The sequence below is a fragment of the Pseudomonas sp. R43(2017) genome (assembly GCF_002112345.1).
GTDB classification, from domain to species: domain Bacteria; phylum Pseudomonadota; class Gammaproteobacteria; order Pseudomonadales; family Pseudomonadaceae; genus Aquipseudomonas; species Aquipseudomonas kribbensis.
The window spans coordinates 604,439-628,684 of sequence record NZ_NEHJ01000005.1; the positions used below are offsets into that span (position 1 = coordinate 604,439).

The 24,246-nt window shown below is 63.0% G+C and carries 23 protein-coding genes; 9 read left to right on the forward strand and 14 right to left on the reverse strand.

What is annotated here, in order from left to right:
- Positions 1-8: 8 nt before the first annotated feature.
- The 3 genes from CAG02_RS17560 to CAG02_RS17570 all read left to right on the forward strand — a co-directional run bounded on the left by CAG02_RS17560 (position 9) and on the right by CAG02_RS17570 (position 3,377).
- Positions 9-620, forward strand: a complete 612-nt coding sequence (locus tag CAG02_RS17560; RefSeq protein WP_085711243.1) for a DUF4136 domain-containing protein — start codon at positions 9-11, stop codon at positions 618-620.
- Positions 621-674: 54 nt separating this feature from the next.
- Positions 675-1,232 carry a DUF4136 domain-containing protein gene (locus CAG02_RS17565; protein ID WP_085711244.1) on the forward strand — a complete coding sequence of 186 codons (558 nt, stop codon included), beginning with the start codon at positions 675-677 and terminating at the stop codon, positions 1,230-1,232.
- Positions 1,233-1,379: 147 nt separating this feature from the next.
- Positions 1,380-3,377, forward strand: a complete 1,998-nt coding sequence (locus CAG02_RS17570; protein ID WP_085711245.1) for a pilus assembly protein TadG-related protein — start codon at positions 1,380-1,382, stop codon at positions 3,375-3,377.
- On the opposite strand, the gene CAG02_RS17575 is transcribed toward CAG02_RS17570, so the two are convergent.
- Both CAG02_RS17575 and CAG02_RS17580 read right to left on the reverse strand, forming a co-directional pair.
- Complete coding sequence (locus CAG02_RS17575) at positions 3,374-6,124, reverse strand: ATP-binding protein (RefSeq protein WP_085711246.1); 2,751 nt, start codon at positions 6,122-6,124, stop codon at positions 3,374-3,376. The two genes, CAG02_RS17570 and CAG02_RS17575, sit on opposite strands and share 4 nt — an antisense overlap.
- Positions 6,121-6,567 carry a TadE/TadG family type IV pilus assembly protein gene (locus CAG02_RS17580; protein ID WP_085711247.1) on the reverse strand — a complete coding sequence of 149 codons (447 nt, stop codon included), beginning with the start codon at positions 6,565-6,567 and terminating at the stop codon, positions 6,121-6,123. The genes CAG02_RS17575 and CAG02_RS17580 overlap by 4 nt, the downstream gene beginning before the upstream one ends.
- Before the next feature lie 75 nt (positions 6,568-6,642).
- Between CAG02_RS17580 and CAG02_RS17585 the strand changes: the two genes are divergently transcribed.
- Together CAG02_RS17585 and CAG02_RS17590 are read left to right on the forward strand one after the other, a co-directional pair.
- The gene (locus CAG02_RS17585; RefSeq protein ID WP_085711248.1) at positions 6,643-7,113 is read left to right on the forward strand and encodes a prepilin peptidase; all 471 of its coding nucleotides are present in this window, start codon (positions 6,643-6,645) and stop codon (positions 7,111-7,113) included.
- A 92-nt stretch (positions 7,114-7,205) separates the two neighbouring features.
- Positions 7,206-8,015 (forward strand): response regulator transcription factor, encoded by an 810-nt coding sequence (locus CAG02_RS17590; protein WP_170931613.1) that lies wholly within the window; start codon positions 7,206-7,208, stop codon positions 8,013-8,015.
- Between the two features lie 37 nt (positions 8,016-8,052).
- Here CAG02_RS17590 and CAG02_RS17595 read toward each other — a convergent pair whose 3' ends face one another.
- Genes CAG02_RS17595 through cpaB form a run of 8 tightly spaced genes read right to left on the reverse strand, consistent with a single transcriptional unit; the run spans position 8,053 to position 15,506 of the window.
- Positions 8,053-8,325, reverse strand: a complete 273-nt coding sequence (locus CAG02_RS17595; protein ID WP_085711249.1) for a DUF3613 domain-containing protein — start codon at positions 8,323-8,325, stop codon at positions 8,053-8,055.
- A 16-nt stretch (positions 8,326-8,341) separates the two neighbouring features.
- Complete coding sequence (locus tag CAG02_RS17600; RefSeq protein ID WP_085711250.1) at positions 8,342-9,064, reverse strand: tetratricopeptide repeat protein; 723 nt, start codon at positions 9,062-9,064, stop codon at positions 8,342-8,344.
- A 15-nt stretch (positions 9,065-9,079) separates the two neighbouring features.
- Positions 9,080-9,964, reverse strand: a complete 885-nt coding sequence (locus tag CAG02_RS17605; RefSeq protein ID WP_085711251.1) for a type II secretion system F family protein — start codon at positions 9,962-9,964, stop codon at positions 9,080-9,082.
- A gap of 1 nt (position 9,965) precedes the next feature.
- The gene (locus tag CAG02_RS17610) at positions 9,966-10,850 is read right to left on the reverse strand and encodes a type II secretion system F family protein (RefSeq protein WP_085711252.1); all 885 of its coding nucleotides are present in this window, start codon (positions 10,848-10,850) and stop codon (positions 9,966-9,968) included.
- A gap of 18 nt (positions 10,851-10,868) precedes the next feature.
- Entirely contained in the window at positions 10,869-12,137 is a 1,269-nt protein-coding gene (locus CAG02_RS17615) for a CpaF family protein (protein WP_085711253.1), read from the reverse strand.
- On the reverse strand, positions 12,134-13,324 hold the full coding sequence (locus CAG02_RS17620) for a pilus assembly protein (RefSeq protein ID WP_085711254.1): 1,191 nt from the start codon (positions 13,322-13,324) through the stop codon (positions 12,134-12,136). Before CAG02_RS17620 ends, CAG02_RS17615 begins: the two co-directional genes overlap by 4 nt.
- Positions 13,321-14,544 carry a type II and III secretion system protein family protein gene (locus CAG02_RS17625; RefSeq protein ID WP_085711255.1) on the reverse strand — a complete coding sequence of 408 codons (1,224 nt, stop codon included), beginning with the start codon at positions 14,542-14,544 and terminating at the stop codon, positions 13,321-13,323. Before CAG02_RS17625 ends, CAG02_RS17620 begins: the two co-directional genes overlap by 4 nt.
- A gap of 20 nt (positions 14,545-14,564) precedes the next feature.
- Entirely contained in the window at positions 14,565-15,506 is a 942-nt protein-coding gene (cpaB, locus tag CAG02_RS17630; protein ID WP_085711256.1) for a Flp pilus assembly protein CpaB, read from the reverse strand.
- A 332-nt stretch (positions 15,507-15,838) separates the two neighbouring features.
- Between cpaB and CAG02_RS17635 the strand changes: the two genes are divergently transcribed.
- The 3 genes from CAG02_RS17635 to CAG02_RS17645 all read left to right on the forward strand — a co-directional run bounded on the left by CAG02_RS17635 (position 15,839) and on the right by CAG02_RS17645 (position 16,849).
- A complete protein-coding gene (locus tag CAG02_RS17635; protein ID WP_085711257.1) occupies positions 15,839-16,048 on the forward strand; it encodes a Flp family type IVb pilin in 210 nt (69 codons plus the stop codon).
- Between the two features lie 117 nt (positions 16,049-16,165).
- The gene (locus CAG02_RS17640; protein WP_085711258.1) at positions 16,166-16,378 is read left to right on the forward strand and encodes a Flp family type IVb pilin; all 213 of its coding nucleotides are present in this window, start codon (positions 16,166-16,168) and stop codon (positions 16,376-16,378) included.
- Between the two features lie 63 nt (positions 16,379-16,441).
- Positions 16,442-16,849 (forward strand): response regulator, encoded by a 408-nt coding sequence (locus tag CAG02_RS17645; protein ID WP_085711259.1) that lies wholly within the window; start codon positions 16,442-16,444, stop codon positions 16,847-16,849.
- A gap of 81 nt (positions 16,850-16,930) precedes the next feature.
- Here the strand turns inward: CAG02_RS17645 and CAG02_RS17650 are convergent, their stop codons facing one another.
- From CAG02_RS17650 to CAG02_RS17665, 4 genes are all read right to left on the reverse strand, one after another.
- Entirely contained in the window at positions 16,931-18,601 is a 1,671-nt protein-coding gene (locus CAG02_RS17650; protein ID WP_085711260.1) for a ShlB/FhaC/HecB family hemolysin secretion/activation protein, read from the reverse strand.
- Positions 18,602-18,735: 134 nt separating this feature from the next.
- Positions 18,736-20,277 carry a collagen-like triple helix repeat-containing protein gene (locus CAG02_RS17655; RefSeq protein WP_085711261.1) on the reverse strand — a complete coding sequence of 514 codons (1,542 nt, stop codon included), beginning with the start codon at positions 20,275-20,277 and terminating at the stop codon, positions 18,736-18,738.
- A gap of 350 nt (positions 20,278-20,627) precedes the next feature.
- A complete protein-coding gene (locus CAG02_RS17660) occupies positions 20,628-21,482 on the reverse strand; it encodes a MaoC/PaaZ C-terminal domain-containing protein (protein ID WP_085711262.1) in 855 nt (284 codons plus the stop codon).
- 2 nt (positions 21,483-21,484) lie between these two features.
- A complete protein-coding gene (locus CAG02_RS17665) occupies positions 21,485-22,837 on the reverse strand; it encodes a 3-oxoacyl-ACP reductase (RefSeq protein ID WP_085711263.1) in 1,353 nt (450 codons plus the stop codon).
- 177 nt (positions 22,838-23,014) lie between these two features.
- Here CAG02_RS17665 and CAG02_RS17670 point away from each other — a divergent pair.
- Positions 23,015-24,246 (forward strand): acetyl-CoA C-acetyltransferase (locus CAG02_RS17670; RefSeq protein ID WP_085741428.1); only part of this gene is annotated, 1,232 nt, incomplete at its 3' end.

Here is a 24,246-nt window from a genome sequence, read left to right on the forward strand (position 1 = left end):
AGCATGAAATGAAAGGTCATTCCGGGTTATTGCTGATCTGTCTGGGGTTGGCCGCGTGCCAAGGCAGCAACCCTTACGTGGCGCAGTCGCGGCCCTTGCCGCCGGCGCCACCACAAGCCGCGACCACCTTCGACCGCAGCGCTTATCCCGCGCCGCCACGGGATTACGGGCGCTACCGCAGTTGGGCGTGGCTCAACGGACGCCTGCCGCCGGGGAGTGCCTGGGCGGACTCGGCGCAAGTGGCCGAGGCGGTCAGCAGTGCGCTGGACCAGCGCGGCTTGCGCCCGTTGCACGACAATCGCCCGGCCGACCTTTTTGTCAGCGCCAACCTGAGCCTGGAAACCCGCTTGCGCCAGGTCCAGGACGATTACGGTTACTACGGCGGATACGGTGGCTATGACCGTTACGGCCGCGGCTACGGGATGTACAACACGGTGCCGATCGTGCGCACCTATCAGGAGCAGGTCGTGGTGGTACGGGTCGATCTGTTCGACGCCGGCACCGGTCAGCCGGTCTGGAGTGCCAGCGCCGAAACCGGCACTCAGGGCAACCAGAGTGATCGGTCCGATGCGATCCGCGAGGCTGTCGAAAAGGCCATGTCGGCGTATCCTCCCAGTTAGCTTCCCGTGAACCGGAAGCTCCCTCAGGTTCATGTTTTCCACCGGAGAAAAACCATGTTCCGCCGTTTTGCTTTACTGGCCATGGCCGCGCTGCTCAGTGCCTGCGCCGCCAACCAGGTCAATCATGACTTTGACGCCAGCCGCGACTTTGCCGCCTACCGCAGCTGGAGCTGGAAAGAACCCGCCCTGCAATACCGCCCCGACGATCCACGGATCAAGAGCGACCTGACCGAACAACGGATTCGCCAGTCCGTCGCCGATCAACTGGATCAGCGCGGCCTGCGCCCGGCCGCTGCGGGCACCAAGGGTGACTTGAATGTGCAAACCTACCTGATCGTCGAGGATCGCCAGCAGCAGGTCACCACCAACTATGGCGGCGGTTGGGGTGGCCCATGGAACGGTTACTGGGGCGCACCGATGTACAACGAAACCCGCAACATCACCTACAAGGTCGCGACGATCCAGATCGACCTGCTCGATGGCAAGGACGGCAAACTGGTGTGGCGCGGCAGCGATGAACAGATGCTCAGTCGCACGCCGAATCCGGCGGATCGCAGCAGCGCCATCCATGAAACGGTGACGCGGATTCTGTCGAACTACCCTCCGCGCTGAGTCTGCGCACAAAAACGGGAGCCAATGGCTCCCGTTTTTTATGGGGAAGCGGCTGGCGCGTTGCCAGCAGTGTCGTTGCGCCGGGTCTACACTGACATCCACCAATGGAGCTTGCGCCCGGCCCGTGCGCCGGCAAAGGAGTGCGCCATGTCGCGTCTTTCGCAGTGTCGCGGCCCCGCCCGACAGCGCGGGGCCATCGGCTTGATGGCGGCCGCGACCCTCAGTCTCGCGCTGATTCTGATGTTGCTGGTGGTGGACACCGGCCGTCTGTACATGGAACAACGCAAGTTGCAGCGGCTGGTGGATAACGCGGCGCTGGAGGCGGTCAGTCGTGGCGGCAATTGTCTGCCGGGCCTTACAGCAGCCAGTTATGCGGGGCAAAGTGCGACACGCAACGGTTTTGTCACGGACGCGAATAACGTGCTGGTGGTCGACTGCGGCACCTTGGTGACGGCTTCCAGTGGTTTGCGCACATTCAGTGTGGACGCCACCCAGGCGGTGGCGGTCAAGGTCGCGGCCAACCACACCGTGACCACCAGTTTCGCCGGCGGCGTGCAGTCACTCTTCAGCGGCACACCGTTGAGCCTCAACACCGTGCTCTATGCCTCGGCGGTGGCCGCTCAACCGCAGCCCACCGTGGCCCAGCTGAACATCCGCAGCAACCTGGCCAACATCAGCACCGCTCAGTCGAGCATCCTCAACCCACTGGTCTCCGGCCTGCTGGGCGGCAGTGTGAATCTGACGGCGGTGGGCTGGAACGGCCTGCTCAACACCGACATCAACCTGCTCAGTTATCTGAATCAACTGGCGATCAACCTCAACGTCGCCGCCGGCAACTACACCCAGTTGCTCAATACCCAGACCACCGTGACGCAATTGATCCAGGCCGCGATTACGGTGGTCCAGCTCAACGGCGCAACCGCCGATGTGATTACCGCGTTGGGCCAACTGCAAGTTGCGGCGATCAATGCCGCGCCACTCAAGCTGGGCGATATCCTGCAGTTGCAGACCGGCACCACGGCGGCCGGACTCGACGCCAATCTGCAACTGCTGCAACTGATCCAGGGCGTGATCCAGCTGGCCAACAGCAACAGCGCGGTGGCCGCCACCCTGCCGATCAGCGTGCTGGGGCTGGCGAATGTCACGGTACGGGTCAAGGTCATCGAGCCGCCGCAGTTTTCCGCCATCGGCGATCCGGCGCTGGCCAAGGCCAACCCTCTGGGGCCGAACCGTATTTATGTGCGCACTGCGCAGATCCGCACGATGCTCTCGGTAAATCTGCCGGTATTGTCCGGGGTGACCGGGCTGACCAACGCCGTGCTGGGGCTGGTCGGAACCTTGACCCCGACGCTCAATGCGCTGCTCAGTCTGAATCTGGTCGCCACCCTGAATTCGGTGGGTTGCCTGCTCGGCGCCGGTTGCGAGCAACTGGACCCATTGCTGCTGCCATCGCCGGAAATCGACATCAGCCTCGATGCCGGCGGCGCCATCAGTTACGTCACCGATTACAGCTGCCCCACCGGCAGCACCGGGACCAAGAGCCTGACGGCCCACACCATCACCTCCGTTGCCGATCTCAAGGTGGGCAAGATTGATCCGACTAACGCCTTTTCTTCATCTGCCGAACCGACGGTCACGCCGTTGCCGCTGGTGGATCTGGGCACCGTGACCTGTCACAAGATTCTGGGGATCGGCAGTTGTGACGAAAGCACCCACGTGCAATACGGCGCCGGCGGCATCGCGATCATGGTCAACACCAGCGTGGCGCAGAACACTCAGGATCTGGTGTTTTCCAGCGGCACGCCGTTCCCCACGCCACCCAACCTGAAACTGCCGCCGAGCGTGATATCTGCCGCACCCACCAGCAATATCGTCAACAGCCTGGCGAGCACGCTGGCGGGGATCAACCTGATCGTTTACAAACCCCAGGGCAGCAACCCGCTGGGGGCGATCATCACCGGCGTTGCCAGCCTGATCAGCGGTGTGACGACAATCCTGCAACCGCTGATCACCAATCTGGTCAGCCCATTGCTCGACCCGCTGCTGAACAACTTGCTCAACGGGCTGGGCATCAATTTGATGGACGTGGACGTCGGCGCCAACATGACCTGTGGCCAGACCGGCAAGGCGTATCTCGTTATCTAGTCATCGGGGGCGATCGGCAGTTCGATGCAGAACCGCGCACCTTCTGCCGAGTTGCGCACGCTGAGATGGCCGCCCATGTTCTCGATGATTCCGTAACTCACCGACAACCCCAGGCCGGTGCCGACACCCACCGGTTTGGTGGTGAAGAACGGCTCGAAGATCCGTTCCAGCAGACGCGGATCGATACCGCCGCCGTTGTCCTCGACCCACAGCCGCACCTTTTCTTCATCCCGTTCGGCGTAGATCGAAATCCACGGTTTGAACCCTGACTCCGACTCGCGCTTGCCCAGCAACGCATCCCGGGCGTTGACCATCAGGTTGATCAACACCTGCTCCAACTGATCGACGTAACCGCGCACCTGAACCTCGAACGGGGTTTCACTAATGCGCAAATCCACGCCTTTGCCGCGCATGCCTTCGGCCAGCAGCGACAGCGTGCCTTCGATGGCGCTGGCCGGGTTGAACAGCTGTTGTTCGATCTCCGAACGGCGGCCGAACACCCGCATGTGGTCCACCACTTTCGCGGCACGCTGGACCTGGGCGTCGATGCGATTGAGTTTGTCGGTCAGGTAGTCGATCTGCACATCGCCGTTGCTCAGGCGCTTCTGCACGTTGACGATGGCCATGCGCATGACGTTCAGCGGCTGGTTGATTTCGTGGGCGAGGCCGGTGGCCATTTCGCCGAGGGTGGCCATTTTCGCGCTCTGGGTGAGTTGCTGCTGGGAGCGGCGCACTTCGGTGTTGTCGCGGCCAACGGCTTGCACTTCGATCAGTTTCCCGTGCTCATCGAACACGCCGCGATCCGACCACACCCACCACGCATGCTCGCGCCCCGGCAATTGCAGGTTGATTTCGGCGGTGCTGACGGGGGATTGCGGGGTCAACAATGCCAGACGCTCGACGAAGTCTGCGCGTTGTACGTCCGACATCCAGCTGCCCAGATTGACCCCGGGTAATTCTTCGGGCGCGCATTCCAGATACTTCGCCAGCGGCTGGTTGCCGAAGGTCAGGATCAGGTCCGGGCGATAACGGCAGATCATCGCCGGCGAGTCTTCCACCAGAATCCGGTAGCGTTCTTCACTCTGTCTGACTTGTTCGGCAGCCAGCGTGGCTTCGGTGACGTCCAGCCACAAGCCGACGGCCTCCACCGGCAGCCCGAGGTCGTTGCGCAGCAGGCGGGCCTCGTCGAGCAGCCAGTGGTAATCGCCGCGACTGTCGCGCAGGCGATAGCGCGCGCGTACCGAACCTTCGCGCAACAGCTGCCGGGTGCGTTCGAAATACAGCGCCCGGTCATCCGGGTGGATCCGCTCCACCAGCGCACCGGCATCGAAGTCTTCCAGACTCCAGCCCAGCAAGGGTTGCAGGCTGGCGCTGAAAAACGCTGGCAGCAAGGCCCCTTCGACGTAGTGCTGGACGTAGATGACCGCCGGTGAACTGGCGATCAGATTGTCCAGCCGCGCATGGGCCGCAGCGGCCAGTTGCTGCTGGTTCTTGATGTCGCTGATGTCCAGCATGAAGCCCGCCAGCCGACGGTGATCGCCGGTGCCGCTGACCTGCCCCTGAAGGCGATACCACGCCGGCGCCTGACTGGCGTCGTGAGGATGCAGACGCACGCACAGATCGAGGATTTCCCCATGCATCTGCAGGGCCTGCAGGCGGCTGCGCACTTCTTCGCGGTCAGCGGGGTGGATCAGGTTCAGCCAGTGTTCCAGGGGCAGCGTCGAGCTGTCCTGTTGCAGGATGGCGGCCAGCGTCGGGGCCAGCTGGATGTGTTCGCCACTGCTGCCGATTTCCCACCAGCCGGTGCCCAGCAATGTCTGCAACGACTCGAGGCGCTCCAGTTGCAGTTGATGCTGCTGCTCACGCAAACGCCCGAGCAACGGCCCCGCCAGTGCGCCGGCCAGCATCAGCCAGTCACGGTCGATCAGATACGGCGCGGTCTTGTCGACTGCGTAAAAGCCGCAGAGCAACCACGCCATGACGCCTCGATCATCGCTGTAAGGCACGGCGAACCCCTCGGCATTGCCGAACAGCCCCTGCACCCGTGAATGTTCATACTGGCCGTAATGCGCGCCGAGGCGCTGCGGGCCTGTGCCATTGAGGCTGTCCAGCGGCGTACCGAGGCGCTGGCCGTCGTGCCACAGCGCGGGTGCGTCGTGGGCGTGGAACTGGCAGTGAACCTGCCACACCTGTTCCTGCTCATTGAGCAAGGCGAGCGCCACACACGGGATCTGCCAGCGTTGGGCGATGATCTGCAGCTGTTCGCTGACGACCATCGGCAGTCGTCCCAGACTGCAACTGCGCAACTGCTTGCTGATCTGCCCGGCAATCGCTTGGCACGCCTCGCGTTGATGCGCTTGCTGGCGTTCGGACAAGAGGTCGGCAATGTCGATCAGTTGCAGCAGCCAGCCGTTGCCCAGAGGCTGGGCCCAGCCGCGCAGGTGCAGGGTCTGTTCGCCCAGACCGGGGAAATCCAGGTCCAGCAACAGCCCTTGCCATTCCTGTGGCCGGCCTTCGATCGCCAGGGTGCTGTGGGGCAGCAGTAAATCGTGCAGTGGCAGCGGTTTGTCATGGGGCATCTGCTGTGCCAGCAACAGGCGCAAGGGGCCGGCCATCTGCAACACGGCGCCTTCGCCATCGAGGTACAGGTGCAGGCCCGTCGCGGGGGAGCCGAGCACGTCCGGCAGGTCGCCGGCCAGCGGCGCGCGCTTGAGCAGGCGGCCGAACAGATTGTCCCCGGCCGTCAAAATTTCAGGCTCGAGCTGGCGGTCAGGTTGGTGGGCAGGCTGGGGACGGCGCCGACGCCCGGCAACACCAGAAACGGAATGACCTGATTGAGTTTGCTGACGGGGTAATTGACGCTGACGGTGAGCGTGCCCTGCGTCGAGTCATAGACCGCTGAAGTGTCCACGCCGACCACCACGTTCAGGGCGCTGGGCAGGCCTGAAAACTGCTGGGTCAGGGCGGCATTGGCGGTGTTGACGACAACTGTCGAGTAGTTGGGCGTCGTGGGGTCGACCGCCACGCTGCGCCGTACCGCTTCGGCCGTGGCCTGATTGAACGTCTGCATCAGCACGAACGGCAGGGCATAGCTGACCAGGCCGTAAAACACCGCGAAGAAGATCACGAACACCAGGGCGAATTCGATCGCCACCGCGCCTTTTTGCGCCTTCCGAGAGCCGGTTTTCATCCGTGCGTCTACCCTGACAGTCACTGCGTAGTATCAGCATAGAATCATTCAGCCAAAACGGACGGTTTTTACCGGATGCAAAGCCTTGTTCTTCTGATCTGGTTGACCTTGTGTGCGGCCCAGGATGCCCGGCAACGGAGGATCGCCAACGCCATGACATTGGGCGTTGGCGCCCTGGCACTGGTTTATCTGCTGTATTTCGGAACGACCTGGACGGGCGCCGCAGCAGAGCAGGGCGGCTGGGCCTGTCTGGTGGCGCTGGCGTTCACCTTGCCGGGGTATTTCATGGGGCGCATGGGGGCCGGCGATGTGAAATTAATGACAGCCCTCGGCCTTGCGACGGACGGTCTGTCGTTGCTCGGGATTTTTATCGGCGCCGGCGTCGCAAGCGTCGTCTGGATCCTGCTGGCGCCAAGAGTCTGGCTGCATATGAGTCAAGGGCTTAGGCATCGTCTTCGATATATGGCGCCATCCATGTCAAAAAAGCTGCCATTTGCGCCGTTCGTGCTGATCGGTTTCCTGCTTGTACTACCTTGGATCCATTAGTCGCCAAACGCCACTAGTCTTATGTACATAGTCGGAAAGTGCGTCTACTTTCAAAGGTACTGGTTATACGGCCAACGGCTGACAGTACAGGAATGGTCAGTTTTGGCCCGGGCATGGAGTGGCACGTGAACAAGCTTACATCTGCGGTAAAAGTCCTCGTTGTCGATGATCAGGCGCTGATTGTCGAGGAACTCTGTGAGTTTCTCGAGAGCAACGGCTATCGCTGTGTCCCCTGCGGGTCCGGCAAAGAGGCCGTCGAGCGTTTTGCCGAGGATCCGGCGATCGGTCTGGTGCTGTGCGATCTGCACATGCCGGACCTCGACGGCATTCAGTTGGTGCAGGAACTGCAGCGACAGGCCGGCAAGTCGCGGGTGTTCGAAGCGATCATGCTCACCGGCCGCGCCGACAAACAGGATGTGATCAAGGCGTTGCGCGCCGGGATTGCCGACTACTACCAGAAACCGGTCAACCTCGACGAACTGCTCGAAGGCCTGCAGCGTCAGGAGGCGGTGCTGCAGGAGCGGCAGAAAACCCTGCAATTGGGGCACCTGAATCAGAAGCTGCAGGACCTGTCGTCGTCCATCGATGATCTGTATCAGGATCTGGACAAGGTGCGCCGCGGGCCGGCTCCCGTCAGTGAGCAGGCATCCGGTGACACCGACGCGCTGGAGATCCCGGCCATTTTCAATCAGTTGTCGCCACGGCAACTGGACGTGGCGCGTCTGGTGGGCAAGGGGCAGACCAATTACCAGATCGCCTGCGAGCTGGGCATCACCGAAAACACCGTCAAGCTTTACGTCTCGCAGGTGCTGCGCCTGACCCACATGCACAACCGCACCCAACTGGCGCTGGCCTTGTCGCCGAGTGCGGCGGCGTTGCGGCAGCGGGTAACCGCGCACTAGTCCATTGTGCCTGGCCGCCATCGCGCGGCCAGGGACGTCAGTTCTTCCTCTCGATCTTGCCCCCGGCGTCGGGGTCATAGAAATCGGGGATGTCATATTTGTATTTCTTCAGCCAGCGCTGCATGGCCAGCTCTCGTTCGGTCGCCGTGGCCGCCTGCGGATCGGGGGAGGCGGCCTTGTTGCGGCTTTGCAGCAACAGCCAGCCTTCGGTTTCCTGCTGCTGGGCCGAGGCGGGGCCGGCGTCGATGGCCAGTGCGCCGAGCGGCAGGCTCAACAGACTCATGCAGCACAGTGTTTTGCAGATGTTCATGTGGCCTCCCTGAGGTTCACTTGATCGTCGCCGGTTGCGGGTCGGCGACCACCGCGACTTGATTGCCGGTGGCAGGTTTTGCCTTGATCGGGGACTTGAGTTTTTCCGCCCGCTCCTGAGCGTCGGTGAACTGTTCCGGGGTCAGGTGCGCGCGGCTGACGATTTCAGCGGCCTGCTGCCAGTTGTTCTGGTAGATCAGCAGAGTGATCAGGTTCAGCGTCGCCAACTGGTTGTTCTGCTTGAGCTCGATGGCCGTGAGGAACTCGAAGCGCGCGTCTTCGAGCCGCAACTGATTGAGGTACACCACGCCCAGATCGTTGTGGATGTTTTCATTGGTCGGCGCCAGTCGAACGGCCCGTTGCAGGTGAGCCTGCGCCTGACCGTTATCGCCGCGTGCGGCATACAGCTGACCCAGACCGTGTTCGGCGTCGGCGCTCAGGCAAGTGCCGAGCAGGCCGCGATACAGCGGTTCGGCTTCGCTGCGCCCCAGCAGGCGGTAGACCTTGGCCTTGCGCAGACGCACCTCCACGAGGTTGTCGGGCAGGCCTTGCAGGTTGGCCAGGCTGGCGTGCAGCTTGCCGTCGTTGGCCAGATCGTCCACCAGATTCAACGACAGCTCCTGCTCGGCGCTCAGCTTGCTGCAATTGGTCGGCGCCAGCATGGCGGTCCACGGCGCCTGACCATCGGTTGCGCAACCGCCCAACAGCAACAGGCTTGCCACCACCATCAGTGCTTTCATCAAACGCTCTCCATGTCAGGACGCAAACGCCCGGGTGATTGCGGTAAATCCGGGGCCTGCCAGTACGATCAGCAAGGCCGGAAACAGGAACAGCATCATGACCACCGACATCTTCGCCGACATCTTCGAGATGTATTCCTGCAAGCGCGTCAGGCGTCGGTCATCCAGCAATTGCTTGAGCGCCAGCAGCGATTTCATCGCGCCACCGCCCTGTTGAATCAGTTGTTGCAGGATCACGCAGGTGTCGGTGAACTCATCCACCGCCAGCATCACCGCCGCCTTGTTCAGCTCCTGGCCCAGCTCCAGCCCCGAGTCGACACGGGCGAGGATCAGGCGCAATTCGCTGGTCAGCTCCGGCAGCAGCTTCTGCCCCTCGATGCTCAGCACGCGCAATGCCTGTTCGACCGCCATGCCGGACTCGAACAGGATGCGCAGCAGAGGAATGAACGTCGAAACCTCCACCGAAATGATTTTTTGCCTCCGGGCGGCGGCATAGGCCAGCAGGCGCTTGGGCAACAGGTAGCCCAGACCGGTGGCGAACATCGGCACCAGCCAGCCCTTGGGCGCCTGGGGAAAGAACACTTCCTGCAGAAACAAACCGATGCCCAGTGCCAGTAACGGCGTACCGATCTGGCACGCGGCAAACAGCGAGCGTTCGCTGGCCCGGCGCCAGCCGAGACGGTTGAGCAGGGTCTGGGTTTCGCTGTCCATGCTCACCGAACGCTGGCCGAACCGGCTGTTGCCCAGCGCTCGCAACAAGGTGCGCAAACGGCTCTCGCGCACCAGATGGCCCTGCAGGCGCTGGTTGACCTGGCGCACCCGGCGACGTTCGGTCAGCAAATGGTTGCCGACCAGCAAGAACGCTCCGAGCAGCAGCATGAGACTGGCCAGGATCACCATCTCAGACACTCCTCAACATGCGCCACAGCGCCAGGCTGCCGATGACCTGCAACACCACCGCGATGATCAGCATGGTCTGGCCGCCGGGGTCTTTCCACATGCCGAGCATGTAACCGGGATTGGTCAGCATGAAGTAGCTGACGATGATCACCGGCAGCGATCCCAGCACCCACGCGGTCAGGCGGGTTTCGCCGGTCAGGGCGCGCAGCTGGCGGGCGCCCTGGTCGCGTTCGCGGATCAGCTTGATCAGGTTTTCCAGCAACTCGCTGGCATTGCCGCCGTAGCGGTGATTGACTTTCAGCCCCAGGGCAAACATGCGCAGTTCGTCCTGTTCGTAGAGCTCGGCGAAGTCGCTCACCGCATCCGGCAGGTTCACTCCCAGTTGCACGTTGCGCTGCACCCGGCCCATTGCGGTCTTCAACGGATCTTCGCTGGAGTCGATGCCGCCCAGCACCGCGTCGTTCAGGGTGCGCCCGGATTTGAGGCTGCGCACCGTGTGGTCCAGCAACTGCGGCAGTTGCTCGATCATGCGGTTGAGCCGGCGGCGATACCGCCAGGCGATGTACAGGCGCAACACCAGGGGCGGCGCCAGCATCATGATCAGCAGGCCGATCCACTCGGCGGTCAGGTAACCCAGCATCATCGCGATGGCCCATAACGCCAGCCACAACCCCAGACGCTCGCCGGGGCGGCCCAGGCCGGCCCGCAGGAACATGCGTTCGAGTCCCGTCCAAGTAGTTTTGCCGGGCGCTGTCTGCGGTTGCCCGGCGGCCAGTCGCGTGAGCACCCGCTCGTTGGCGGTCTTGCGCACGCCATGCAGGAACAGACGAATCGACAGCCCCAGCAGCATCAGGCAAATGACGATGAGAATCACCGGCCCCATCATGACGAAAGCTCCATGCGCTCAGCCCAGGCTCGACTCGTGCCGCAACTTGTCGCCGGCCGGATTGACCGCTTCGCGCAGGAAGCCGAACCCGGTGCGTCGATCGAGGCGGAACAACGTGTTGGTGACGTAGATGTCTTCGCGCACGCCGACCACTTCCACCACCTCGCTCACGCAGCGGCGGCCGTCGGGCATGCGGGTCAACTGGATGATCATGTCGAGCGCGGCACAGATCATTTGCCGCAACGTGCGTTCGGCCACCGTGCGACCGGTCAGGCCGACCAAGGTTTCCAGACGCAGCAACGCATCCTGGGCATTGTTGGCGTGAACCGTGCTCATTGAACCGTCGTGACCGGTGTTCATCGCCGTGAGCACATCGAGCACTTCGACGCCACGGATCTCGCCGAGGATGATCCGGTCCGGGCGCATCCGCAGGGCGTTGCGGATCAGGTCGCTGGCCTTGACCTCGCCATGACCTTCGGCGTTCGGCGGCCGGGTTTCCAGACGCACCACGTGCGGGTGGCCGAGCTGCAGTTCGGCGACGTCTTCGATGGTCACCAGCCGTTCGTGGGGGTTGATCAACTGACTGAGAATGTTCAGCAGCGTGGTCTTGCCGGTGCCGGTGCCGCCGCTGATCAGGATGTTGCAGCGTTTGCCCACGGCCTCCTGGAAGCAATCGAAGATCGCCAGGTCGATGGTCTGCATGGCGATCAGGTCGCTGCTCTTGAGCATGTCCTTGCGGAATTTCCGGATCGACAGACACGGCCCGTCGAGGGCGATCGGCGGGATGATCGCGTTGACCCGGCTGCCATCGGGCAGGCGCGCATCGACCATCGGCGACGACTCGTCGAGCCGTCGCCCGAGCGGCGCGAGAATGCGCTGCATGACCCGTTCGACGTGGTGCGCATCGATGAAACGCAGGTCGCTCTGGTGCAGCACGCCGTCGCGTTCGATGAATACCCGATGCGGGCCGTTGACCAGGATCTCGGTCACGGCGGAGTCGCGCAGCAACACTTCCAGCGGGCCGAAACCGGTCAGCTCATCGACGATTTCTTCCGCCAGCCGCTCCATCTCGTAACGGGAAATCGCCAGGTGCAAACGGGCGATGTATTCGGCGACCTTGTCGGTGACGAACTGGGCCAGCAGTTGCCGCGAACCTTCGAGCAGGTTTTTCCCGGATTCCTCGATGGCATCGATGATGTAGCGATGCAGGACCAGTTTCAGGCCTTCGTGGTCGGTGTTGCCCGACTGACCGCGAGCCGGGGCACCGAAGAGTTTTTCCGGACTCATGAGCTGCCCCGCAACCGGTCGAACCAGGTGACCTTGGGTTTGGCCAGGCCTTCGGAACGTTTGGCCAGCCGTTCGCCAAGCGCCCGCAGGCTCTGGGTGAGTTTTTCCCGGGGGGCCAGTTCAAACAGGCTCACGCCCTGATTCTTGGCATTCAGACGCAACTCCGGACTCAGGGCCAGCACGGCGATCACTTCCAGATTGAAGGTCTTGCCGAGGGTGTCCGCATCCGGCGCGACGTTGCTCAGATAACGGTCGACCAACAGCCGTCCGTGATCGAGCTTCATGCCTTTTTCCCGCCACAGGTTGAACATTGCCAGGTTGCGCCGGCAATTGAGCACGTTCTGGTCGGTGTACCAGATCAGCTTGTCGCAATGGCTGACAAAGGTGCGCAAGGCTTCGCTGTCAGGCTGGCCGGTGAGGTTTACGACGATGTGCTGGAAGTGCTGGCGCAAGGCGCTGAGCAACATGTACAGCTCTGCGGCGCTGGTGCTTTCCAGCGGCTCGTCATTGTCGGCGTACGCGAGAATCCGCAGCCCGGCTTCGGCGCTGGTGAAGGCGCTGTCGATCAACGTCGCATCGAGCCTGCGCAAATGGCGCAAGGCATCGCCAAAGTGGAACGAACTCTCCAGCCCCAGCAGCGCCAGGCTGTCGCCACGGGGCAGGCCGAGGTCCAGCAGCAGCGTCTGTTGCCCGCTCTTTTGCACCACCAGCGCCATATGGTTGGACAACAGCGCGCCGTCGGAACTGCTTTGCACGCCGTACAGCACCGTCAGGCCACCCAGTTGCGTGTTGTGGGTCACCGGCGGCATGCGTTTGCTCAGGCGGCGCACCAGCCCCGCGACTTCGCTGGAGCGCGAACCGTAGGCGACGAAATCCCTCGCCCCGGCGCGCATGGCGTTGAGCACCAACTGATTGTCCATGCCGTCGCCGAGGGCGACGATCGCCAGCATCGGCTTGGCCTCCAGCGCGCCTTCGATCAACGCGCTCTGGGCTACCACGTGTTCACGGTCGAGGCCGACAAACACCAGGCTGGCGAAGGTGACATCCACCAGCGCAAGCAATTCATCGAGGCTGCCCGTACCGGCGCTGACCACTTGCCCCAGCGGCGCGAGCGCACTTTGCAGCCATTCCAGATCGGTGCTGTTGCGGGTGATGGCGAGAAAGGTCTGGCTCAGGCTCTGGCTCATTGGGACAACCCGCTGCGCTTGTCGAAGTTGCCGTTTTCCATGAAGAACATGCGATAGAAGTTCGGGTCGTAGTTACGCAGTTTTTCTCCCGGCAGCGACGGCAGTTGCGCTTCCGCCGACAGTGGACGCACCAGATGCGGGGTGACGATCATCAGCAGCTCGCGCTCTTCGCGTTTGATCTGCGAGCTTTTGAAAAACGCCCCGAGCACCGGGATATCGCCCAGCCCCGGAAACTTGTCGACCTGGGAACTGTTGGTGGTACTGATCAAGCCGCTGATGACAAAACTCTCGCCATCGGCCAGGGAAATGCTGGTGTCGGTGCGGCGGATGGTCAGGGCCGGCACCGTGGTGCCGGCGATCTGCACCGCATTGCTGAAGTCCAGTTCGCTGACTTCCGGCGCGACTTTAAGGGCAATGCGGTCGTGGCTGATGATGGTCGGCGTCAGGGTCAGGCGGATGCCGAACTCCTTGTATTCGATGGACACGCTGTCGCTGCCGGAGCTGGGGACCGGGATCGGGATCTGTCCCCCCGCGAGGAAACTCGCGCTTTGTCCGTTCAGCGCCACCAGGCTTGGCCGCGCCAGGGTGTAGGCGAAGCCGCTGCCTTCAAGGGCGTTGATGATCGCCATGGTATTGCCGCCGATCCACGAGAAGTTGAACAGCGAGTTGTCCACCGGCAGTCGCGGCTGCGGCACACCATCGATGGGCGGCAGTGTCCCGGGGGAACCGAACAGGAAATTGCCACGGGTGCCGATCAGTTTGGCCGAGGCCTGTTTGAGTTTGGTGCGGCTGACTTCTACGAAGCGAATGTCGGTCTGAACCTGCGAAGGCAGCTGCGCGTCATCTGAAGGCAACGGGCCGGCGCCGGTGAGGGCGTTCGTGGCAGCGCCCTGGACAAATACCATGCTCTGGCGCGGCTCGCTGGAGCAGCCGGTCCAGACCATCAGGCTGGTGGCGCCGGGGGCTACGCCCGTGATCAGAAACGACGAGTTGCCGGTGGCGTGCACGTCGGCGATTTTCGGATCGCCAATGGCCAGGCGGGTGATTGCCACCGGCGATTGCAGATCCTTTTGCCAGCCTTCATTGACTTCGATTACCGGCGGCAAACGGCTCAGGGCCGAGCAATTGCCGGTGGCCGCCTGGGCGGCATTGATCGACAGTCCCGTCAACAGCAAGGCCCGGAGCAGGGGATTGAAGGTCGGCCAGAAACGACTCTGCATGCACTTGGATCCTTGCTCTGTCATGGGTTCTGTTGGGTGATCTGATTGCCGCGAATCACTTCCACCGCCGGCCGCGTTGCACCGCTGTGCTCGCCGCTGGACGGGATTTTCGGCGCAGCGCCCAGCGCAAGCTGGGTGAACTGGAAGAGTTGGCTGTTGGCGGCCACCAGTTTGTCCGGTGCCTGGTTTTCGCCGGCCCAGTATTTGGCCAGGCGCTGTTCCTCACTGCTGCGCACCGCCAGGCGCAACGTCCCGACCTGGGTGGCGAGCATCATCCGGCTCAGCAGTTGTTCCGGCACCGCCAGCACCACGGTGCGCGCGGTGAGTCGGCGCTGATCCTGTTTGAGCTTGTCGTCGGCGCTCAGCGCAGGTGTGGCCGGCTGACCGTCGTTGGTCAGGCCGTACTGTTCGCCGACGCCGAGTACGCGCATCGCCGGCACCACAATCTGCGCCGACTGCTGTGGGTTGCTGGCGTCCTGACGCAGGTAGAGCAATACATCGACGTAATCGCCGGGAATCAGTTGCCCGGCGGCACCGATCACTTCATCGACCGACACCGCCAGCGCGCGCTCGTCGCTGTGGATCATGCGCGCCAGCGCGCCGCCGGCCTCGAAGCTTTCAGCATTGAGCCAGGTGCCGGCACTCAGGTGACGCCACGGTGTGCGGCCCACGGCCTGATCGATTGCACTCAGGCTGCCTGCGGGGGCGCTGCGCAGTTTCTCGATGGCCAGGTCGGCGGCGGTGAGGGGGGTGAACGGCGGTACGTCATGCACCAGCACCACCACTGGCTGGCGGGTCTGGTCTTCGGCGGCGGCGACGGTCTTTTCCACGGTGACCACCGCAGGCGCCGGTGCCTCGGTAACCGGTGCCGGTTGCCGGCTGAGCACCAGGCCCCAGTAGCCGACGACGATAGCCCCCAGCAGAAGCACGGCGGCAAGACCCATGGTGACACGACTGTTCATGACGGCTCTCCCTTTCCTGCTGCACTACCAGCCCGCACTTCCAACCAAGGGAACATCGCAATCAGGCAGCTATGAACATCCAACTATTTCGCTATTTCCACGCTAGCTGAAACAAGCCAAAACGCCATTACTGGCCGGCAAATAACCTACGAAAGTATGGGTGTTGGCCAATTAGCAGTCGAAATCACGGAGGTTGACGAAGCGGTTAATGCTTTGTGATTAACCCGTTCTTACAGTTGTTGACGGGGGCTTTGTTGACAATGCTCAGATAGCACGGTGGAAGCTTTGCCGCTGTCGCGACATCGGCGCCATGGGCGCAAAGGAGTGGACGTATGATTCTCGATTATCTGCTGGCCAGGGCCCGTTTGTTTTTCAAGAGTGAGGAAGGGGCTTCGGCTATCGAGTACGCGATCGTGGTAGCGATGGTGGCGGTGGTGGTCGTGGTGTTCGTGACACCGATGGGCACCAAGGTCTTCAATATTTTCAGCGCGATCCTGACCTCGCTCGGTGGCACTGCCCCGACCAAGCCCGGCATTCCTTGACCGAACGCTCTCTCCCTCTGTCGATGCCTGTCTGCTGCCGAGCAGGAGCGTTCAGGCATTGTCCCGATCATAGGCTTTCCGGTGCCCGGAAATTCCCGGGCATGAAGGAGAATGTCCATGCTCTTCGAATACCTGATGATGCGTGCCCGGTCGTTCCTGGCAAGCACCGAAGCCGCGTCGGCCATCGAGTACGCAATTGTGGTGGCGATGGTCGCCATTGTGGTTGTGGTGTTCGTGACGCCGGTAGGCGCCAAGGTGCTGGCGATCTTCAACAACATCCTCGTGGCCCTGGGTGGTACGGCACAGACTGCGCCGACGCAGTTACCCTGACTCGATGGGTGGCGAATCTCGCACTACACTCGGTTCCACCTTCAGTTTCTCAGGGATTGACCAATGACTGCTTCTTCACTGCCCCGCCAACAGTTGCTTCTGGTTGACGATGAAGAGGACGCATTGCTGGAGTTGGCGGAGTTGCTGGAGGGCGAGGGCTTCGTCTGTCATACCGCGACCTCGGTGAAGCTCGCCCTTCATCATCTGACCCGCCATCCCGACATCGCCCTGGTGATCACCGATCTGCGCATGCCGGAGGAAAGCGGCATGTCGCTGATCAAGCGCCTGCGCGAACACACCTCGCGCCAGCACCTGCCGGTGATCGTGACCTCGGGGCATGCGGACATGGAAGACGTCAGTGACATGCTGCGCCTGCAGGTGCTGGATCTGTTCCGCAAGCCGATCTATCACGTGCGGCTGCTGGAAACCCTCGACAACCTGTTTCCCAAGCCCAGGGCCAATGTTTCCTGAATCCTGAGACCGCTGCAGTGACCGTCAGTGGTCTCAAGGCTGACGGTCACTGCGAAAGAACCTCAATCCGACGCCCGATGGCTACAGCTGATAGCTGAAGCTGATGCTGTAGCGCGGCCGGCGGTTGTAAGTATCCAGCGCCTCATCCGACATGGGTTTGGCCGCTTCCAGGGCGATGTTGTAGTACTTGGCATCGCCAAATCTGAGGCCCACGGCTGCCGATGACAGGCTGTTGGCCTGCACCGGCAACTGGTTGAACCAGCTGCGGGAACGGTCGAGCACGACATAGGGTTGCAGGATGCGCACCCAGTTGCCGTCGCGGTTGAAGCTGTAGTTGATCTCGTATGCCACGCCCCAGCCCTTGTCGCCGGACGCCTGATCGTCCGGGTAGCCACGGCCGAAATTCTGCCCGCCGAACACCGCGCGCTCGCTGTCGGGCAGGGTGTCGTCGGTCCAGTACAGCGCGCCGGACAGCACGCCTTGCCAGTTATCGAAGAACTTGTCGCTCTGCACCCCGGAAAGGCGCAGACGCAGGAAATTGAGATCGATGGCGCTGTTGTTGGTGTGCGCCCCCATGCTGTCCAGTCCTTGATAGACGCCGCCGCTGAGAATCCGCAACTGGCGGGCGTCGGCCTTGCGCCAGTCGCTTTCGAAGGCGAGGGCGCGGATGTCGGTGCGTTCTTCGATACTCAGCGGGTAACCGATGACGTTATAGCGGGTCTTGTCGTTGACCGCGTACAGGCGCGCTCCGGCGGTCAGTAGTTCGTTCGAGGCGGCAATCAGCGGCAGGCTGAAGCCGACCGAGTACCGGTCGTTCTCGCGGTGGGGCTTGAGTTCCAGGCCATTGTCCAGCGCGACGTTGGTGCCGGGGTCGGCACGGTAGCGCGAGGCGGACAGGTTCAGTTGCGTGCCTTCGGCGTCGAGGAACTGGCTGTAGTCCAGACGGTAGTAATGCTCGTGATCCTTTCCCGGTGGAAACAGCCCGCTGAGCGTCAGCTGTTCGCCCATCGACGTCTGCGAGTTGCTGCTCACACCGAGCAGGGCCTGAGTGCCCTTGCGGTTGTCTTCGGTGGTGCTCAGGGAACTGGTGAAGGGTTTGCGGCTGGCCTGGGCGACCAGCGTGGTCGCGCCATCGGTGGTCCCCGGCGGCGGCACCTGGGCCTGGATCGTGACGCCGGGAATACGGGTCATCAGTGTGGTGTAGCGTTCGAAGGTCTTGCGGGTCAGCGGACGTTCTGCCTGGATTTTCGCCGCCAGCCTGTCGAGCAGCCCCTTGACCCGGCCCACATCGCCCTGCACCTGCACATCCCGCACATAGCCTTCCACCAGCACTACGCGCGCCACACCGTTATCGAAATTCTGTTTCGGCAGGAAGGCGTAGGACAGCAGATAGCCGTCATTCTGGTAGCGTCGGGTGATATTGCGGGTGGCTTCGATCAGGTCGGCCAGGCTGGACTCATGGCCGATCAGCGGTTTGTAGATCTCTGCCAGTTCGTTCAGCGGGTAGATCGTGCCGCCTTCGATCTGCACGGTTTTCAGGTTGATCTTGGTGCCCATCATCAACGGCTCGGCCGCTGCGGCACCGGGCTCCGGGACTTGCAGCGGGGCTGCGCTCGGCCGGTAGGCGTCGGCAGGCAGGTTCGGCACCGGAAGGTTGCGGATGGTTTCGTTACTGTTGAGAAAGCTGGGCAGGGTGTCGGCGAGGGCGGTGGAACTGAGACTGAGCAACAGCAGGGATGCCATTACGCGCATAGGACACTCCATGTTCAAACCGCAGCACCGGGCAGGGTTTTCCTAAGAAAAAAAGCGGAAGACTCACGGGAATCTTCCGCCTTCAACCAAGCGTAGGCGCTGTAGGTGCGGCCGTCGAATCGGCCAGGTGCAATTCAGCGTTTGTTGCCGCCCAGTGCGCCGGTCAGGCCACCGAGCACACCGCCCAGACCGCCACCGACGCCAGTGCCGGTACCCCCGGTGGATGCGCCACCGTTGACCAGCCCGCCGACCGCCGCCACGGTACCGCCCACGTTGCTGACCAGGCCACCGACGGCGGTAGTGACCGGGTTGTTGGTGGCGGCGATGGCGCCACCGAGATTACCCACCGCACCGCCGACCTGACTGGTGATGCCGGCCACCGGAGCACCAAGTCCGGTGGCGCCGCCGACGTTCTGGGTCAGGCTGGTGACGGCGCTGGTGACAGGTGCGAGCCCGCCGCCGACGCCGCTGCCCAGGCTGGCCAGAGGCGTAGTAGGGCTGGTGATCGGTGAGCCCGAGCCGCCGAGCACGGTGTTGAGCGAAGCCACGGTATTGCCGGCCGAGACCAGCACGTTGCCCGGTGCGCCGAGGGTGCTGTTGCCTGCACCCAGCCCGGCGCCGACGTTGACCACTGCGCCGCCAACGGTTTGCAGCAGGCCATTGTTGCCGACACCGCCGAGTCCGCCACCCACGCCGGTGCCCGACCCGGTGCCGTTGTCCACCAGCCCGCCGGCCTTGCCGACGGCAGTGCCGACATTGCTCAGGGCGCCGCCGACGGTGTTGGTCAGTGCGTTGCCGTTGCCGGCTGCGGTGACGTTGTCGCCCACGCCGTCGACGGTGCTGCCGACTTTCTGCAGGACGCCGTTCAATGGCGCACCGAGGCCAGTGGCACTGCCCAGTTTGTCGGTGGTGCTTTCGACCATGGCGATCACCGGAACGAGTCCGTTGCCGACGTCTTTGGTCACCGAACCGAGTGGGCCGGTGGTTGTGGCCGTGCTCAGGGTATCGCCGAGCATGGTGACTTTTTCACCCACCCCGTTGAGCAATGGCGCAACTTTGGTGACCACACCGCCGACCACGGGAACGCTGCCGGTGGCGCTGGCCAGTTTGCCGCTCAGGTCAGACACGCCGTTGCCGACATCCTGCACCACGCCGCCGACCGCCGAAGCGGTGACGCCCAGGCCGTTATCGGTCGTGCCGAGCTTGCCAAGGCCGTTGGCCACGCCGTCGCCCAGTGTGGTGACCACATTACCGGCAGTCCTGGCAGCGCTTTGCACGACACCGCCGACCACGGGCACACCACTGAGGGAATCACCGACCTGACCGACACCACTGCCGACGCCGGCAACGGTGCTGCCGACATCCTGCACCAGCGTCGAAGTCACCAATGGAGCGGGTGTGCTCGGGTTGGTGGGGTTGGTCGGATCCGTCGGGTTGGTCGGATTGGTCGGGTCCGTGGTGCCGGTGCCACCTGTTCCGCCCGTTCCGGCAGTGCCGCCAGTCCCGGTCGAACCACCGCTGCCACTTGTTCCGCCAGTGCCGGCGGTGGAACTGTCCGGAGTCGAGCTGCTGGAGCTGCTGTGATGACCGCCACCGCCGCTGCTGCAGCCGGCCAGGCCGAGGGAGAGGATCAATGCCAGCGCTGTTGCCGATTTGCACCACACTTGAGTTTTCATGATGGTAATTCCTTGCACCTGTCACAACGTTCGTTGTCTTCGATGGTCTGCCGATTCTGCCGCCGGCAATGCCTTCGCCCGTTGTGCCCATATCAATCGCAAGGCTGGATCCACACCATTCTCGACTTGGTATTAACGCCTTTATATAGATCGGTGAACCTGCTGCTTAACGACTAATGCCGAGGATATAAACGCGCAAAAAAAAGCCTTGAAAATCAAGGCTTGGGGTTTGACTTGTGGGCAGGTGGCGCCCGTAAAAACTTAAGTTATATACACACAATTAATCATGTTCCGCCGCTGTGATCCGCCTCCCGCCAGGGACGGGAGAGCGGCCGAAGCGGCGTATCGATTCAGGCAATCGGTTGCCAGTTGCCGACCATGTGCTCGAGTTCTCCGGCACCGATCAGGCGCAGTTCACCACTGGAACCCGCCGCACTGGCGAACAGCGATACTTCACTCGGCAGGCGCACCGGCTTGCGAAAATGCACGGTGACTTCCAGATTGGCCCGGGGCAGGTGATCCGCCAGTGCCGCCAATGTACGGGCCTTGTTCCACAGGCCGTGGGCAATGGCCGTGGGGAAACCGAACAGCTTTGCACTGGCCGCGCTCAGGTGGATCGGGTTGTAGTCGCCGGAGACTTTGGCGTACTGCCGGCCGATGTCCGCCGGGGCTTTCCATTGCGCGACCTGCATCAGTGGCAGCGCGGGTTCCCACGTCTGTTCGAGCGCTTCGCCCTCAAGCTTCACGCCTCGACAGAGCATCCGGCTTTCGGCCTCCCACAGCGGGCCGAGCTGATCGTCGAGGGTGGTCAGCAGGTCGAACGTCGCACCTTTCGGATGGGGTTGCAGGTTGTGCACCCGGACGCTGACCTGCGCCCGACTGATCCCGCCCATCGGCCGCAGCACGCGGATGCGGTTGCTCAGATGGATCAATCCCAGCAACGGAAATGGGAAGTCCCTGGCCGTGAGCAATTGCATCTGCAACGCAAACGCCAGGACGTGTGGATACGTCGGCGGCAGCAGACCGTCATCGGCAAAACCGCAGACCTTGCGATAGGCCGCGAGGAGTTTGCCATCGACGTCGACCCAGCAGCGCAAACCGCTGTCGGGCAACGTGGTGCCGGTGATTTTGCGCCGGGTCGCCGCCCGGACATACAACCCGGGCAGGCTCGGCTCTCGGTGCAGCGTGTGCCATTCAATGCTCATGCCTAAGCCCCCAGAACACTTTGTCCACAGACCCGCAGCGCCTGCCCGGTGAACGCGCCGGTGCCCGGTTGCGCCAGCCACGCTACCGCTTCGGCGACGTCTTGCGGCAGGCCGCCCTGGCCCAGCGAACTCATGCGGCGCCCGGCCTCACGCAGGCCGAACGGAATGTGCGCGGTCATCTGGGTTTCGATGAAACCTGGCGCCACGGCGTTGATGCTGATGCCACGTTCCAGCAATGTTGGAGCCCAGGCCTGGGCCAGCCCGATCAGCCCGGCCTTGCTCGCCGCGTAATTGGTCTGTCCGCGATTGCCGGCGATGCCGCTGATCGACGCCAGCAGAATCACTCGTGCGTTGTCGCGCAAGGTGCCGCTGTCGAGCAGGGCCTTGGTCAGTACTTGCGGGGCGTTGAGATTGACCGCTAGCACCGCGTCCCAGAACTCGGACGTCATGTTGGCCAGGGTCTTGTCGCGGGTGATGCCGGCGTTGTGCACCAGAATGTCGAGGCCGTCCGGCAACTGTTCGATCAGTTGCGCGGCGGCGTCTTCGGCGCAGATGTCGAGGGTGATGGCACGCCCGCCGAGGCGCGCGGCCAGGGCTTCGAGATCGGTTTTTGCTGGCGGTACGTCAAGCAGGATCACTTCGGCGCCGTCACGGGCCAGGGTTTCGGCGATGGACGCGCCGATGCCGCGCGCCGCGCCGGTGACCAGCGCCTTGCGCCCAGCCAGAGGGCGCGTCCAGTCGGTCACTGGTGTGGCGCAAGGGTTCAGGCGAATCACCTGCCCGGAGACGAATGCGCTTTTCGGCGAGAGGAAAAACCGCAGCGGCCCTTCGAGCTGATCCTCGGCGCCTTCGCCCACGTAGATCAATTGCAGCGTGCCGCCGCTGCGCAATTCCTTGGCCAGCGAGCGGGAAAAACCCTCAAGTGCGCGCTGTGCGCTGGCGGCAAACGGTTCGCGCACGGTTTCCGGGGCGCGGCCGAGGATCACCAGATGTGCGCTGTTGTCGAGGTTCTTCATCAACGGCTGGAAGAACTCGCGCAGCTGCTTGAGCTGGTCGGTGTGCTGCAGATCGCTGGCGTCGAACACCACAGCCTTGAGTTTCGGACCATGGCCGGGAATCCATTGGGTGGCAGACGCAGGCTGATCGCCGTAGCGATAAATGGCATCGGTCAGCCGGTTGGCGAAGGCGCTGACCCGTTCGGCCAGCGGCCCGCCGCCGATCAGCAGCGCGCCCTCCACCGGCCGCAGGCGCCCGGCCTGCCAGCGTTCCAGCCGCACCGGCGACGGCAGGCCCAGGGCCCCGACCAGACGGTGGCCGATGGACGAGTTGGCGAAGTCGATATAGCGGTCAGACATGGAACGCTCTCCAGAAGATGGGGTTCAAAGTGTGGACTGCGAAGGGCAATCAATCGTTCGATCCACACATTTAGGCCTACGCTAGAACAGCAGAGTAGTTTGCCCCCGGTGTTTTTGGGGCCCGGCGGGATTTTCAGTGCCCGATTTTCAGACTGGATATTTCACAAGGAGTTTTTCATGAGTCAGCTGCGCCGCGTCGCGATCATTGGTGGCAACCGCATTCCGTTCGCCCGTTCCAACGGCCCGTACGCCACCGCGAGCAATCAGGTGATGCTCACCGCCGCCCTGGAAGGCCTGATCGAACGCTACAACCTGCACGGCCAGCGCATGGGTGAAGTGGTCGCGGGGGCGGTGCTGAAATTGTCACGGGATATGAATCTGACCCGCGAATGCGTGCTCGGCTCCCGCCTGTCACCGGCCACTCCGGCCTATGACATCCAGCAGGCCTGCGGCACCGGTCTGGAAGCGGCGCTGCTGGTGGCGAACAAGATCGCGCTCGGGCAGATCGATTGCGGCATTGCCGGCGGCGTCGACACCACGTCGGACGCACCGATCAGCGTCAGCGAAGGCCTGCGCAAGATCCTCCTGCAAGCCAACCGCGCCAAGACCACCGGCGACAAGCTAAAGACCTTCCTGCAATTGCGTCCGAAACACCTGATCCCCGAATTCCCGCGCAACGGCGAACCGCGTACCGGCCTGTCGATGGGCCAGCACTGCGAACTGATGGCGCAGACCTGGAACATTCCTCGCGAAGAGCAGGATCAATTGGCCCTCGAAAGCCATCACAAACTGGCGGCGTCCTACAGCGAAGGCTGGCACAACGACCTGATGACCCCGTTTCTCGGCCTGACCCGCGACAACAACCTGCGCCCGGACCTGACCCTGGAAAAACTCGCAACCCTGAAACCGGCCTTCGAGAAAAGCGCCAAGGGCACGCTGACCGCCGGCAACTCCACGCCACTGACCGATGGCGCCTCGGTGGTGTTGCTGGGCAGTGAAGAGTGGGCGAAAGAACGCGGCTTGCCGATCCTCGCGTATCTGCGGGACGGCGAAGCGGCGGCGGTGGATTTCGTCAACGGCGCCGAAGGGCTGCTGATGGCCCCGGTGTATGCGGTGCCGCGCTTGCTGGCGCGCAATGGGCTGACCTTGCAGGACTTCGATTACTACGAAATTCACGAGGCATTTGCCGCGCAGGTGTTGTGCACGCTCAAGGCCTGGGAGGATCCGGAGTACTGCAAGACCCGGCTTGGATTGGACGCGCCGCTGGGCTCGATTGATCGCAGCCGCCTGAACGTCAAGGGCAGCTCACTGGCGGCGGGGCACCCGTTTGCCGCGACGGGCGGGCGGATTGTGGCGAATCTGGCGAAGTTGCTGGATGCGGCGGGTCGGGGGCGGGGGTTGATTTCGAT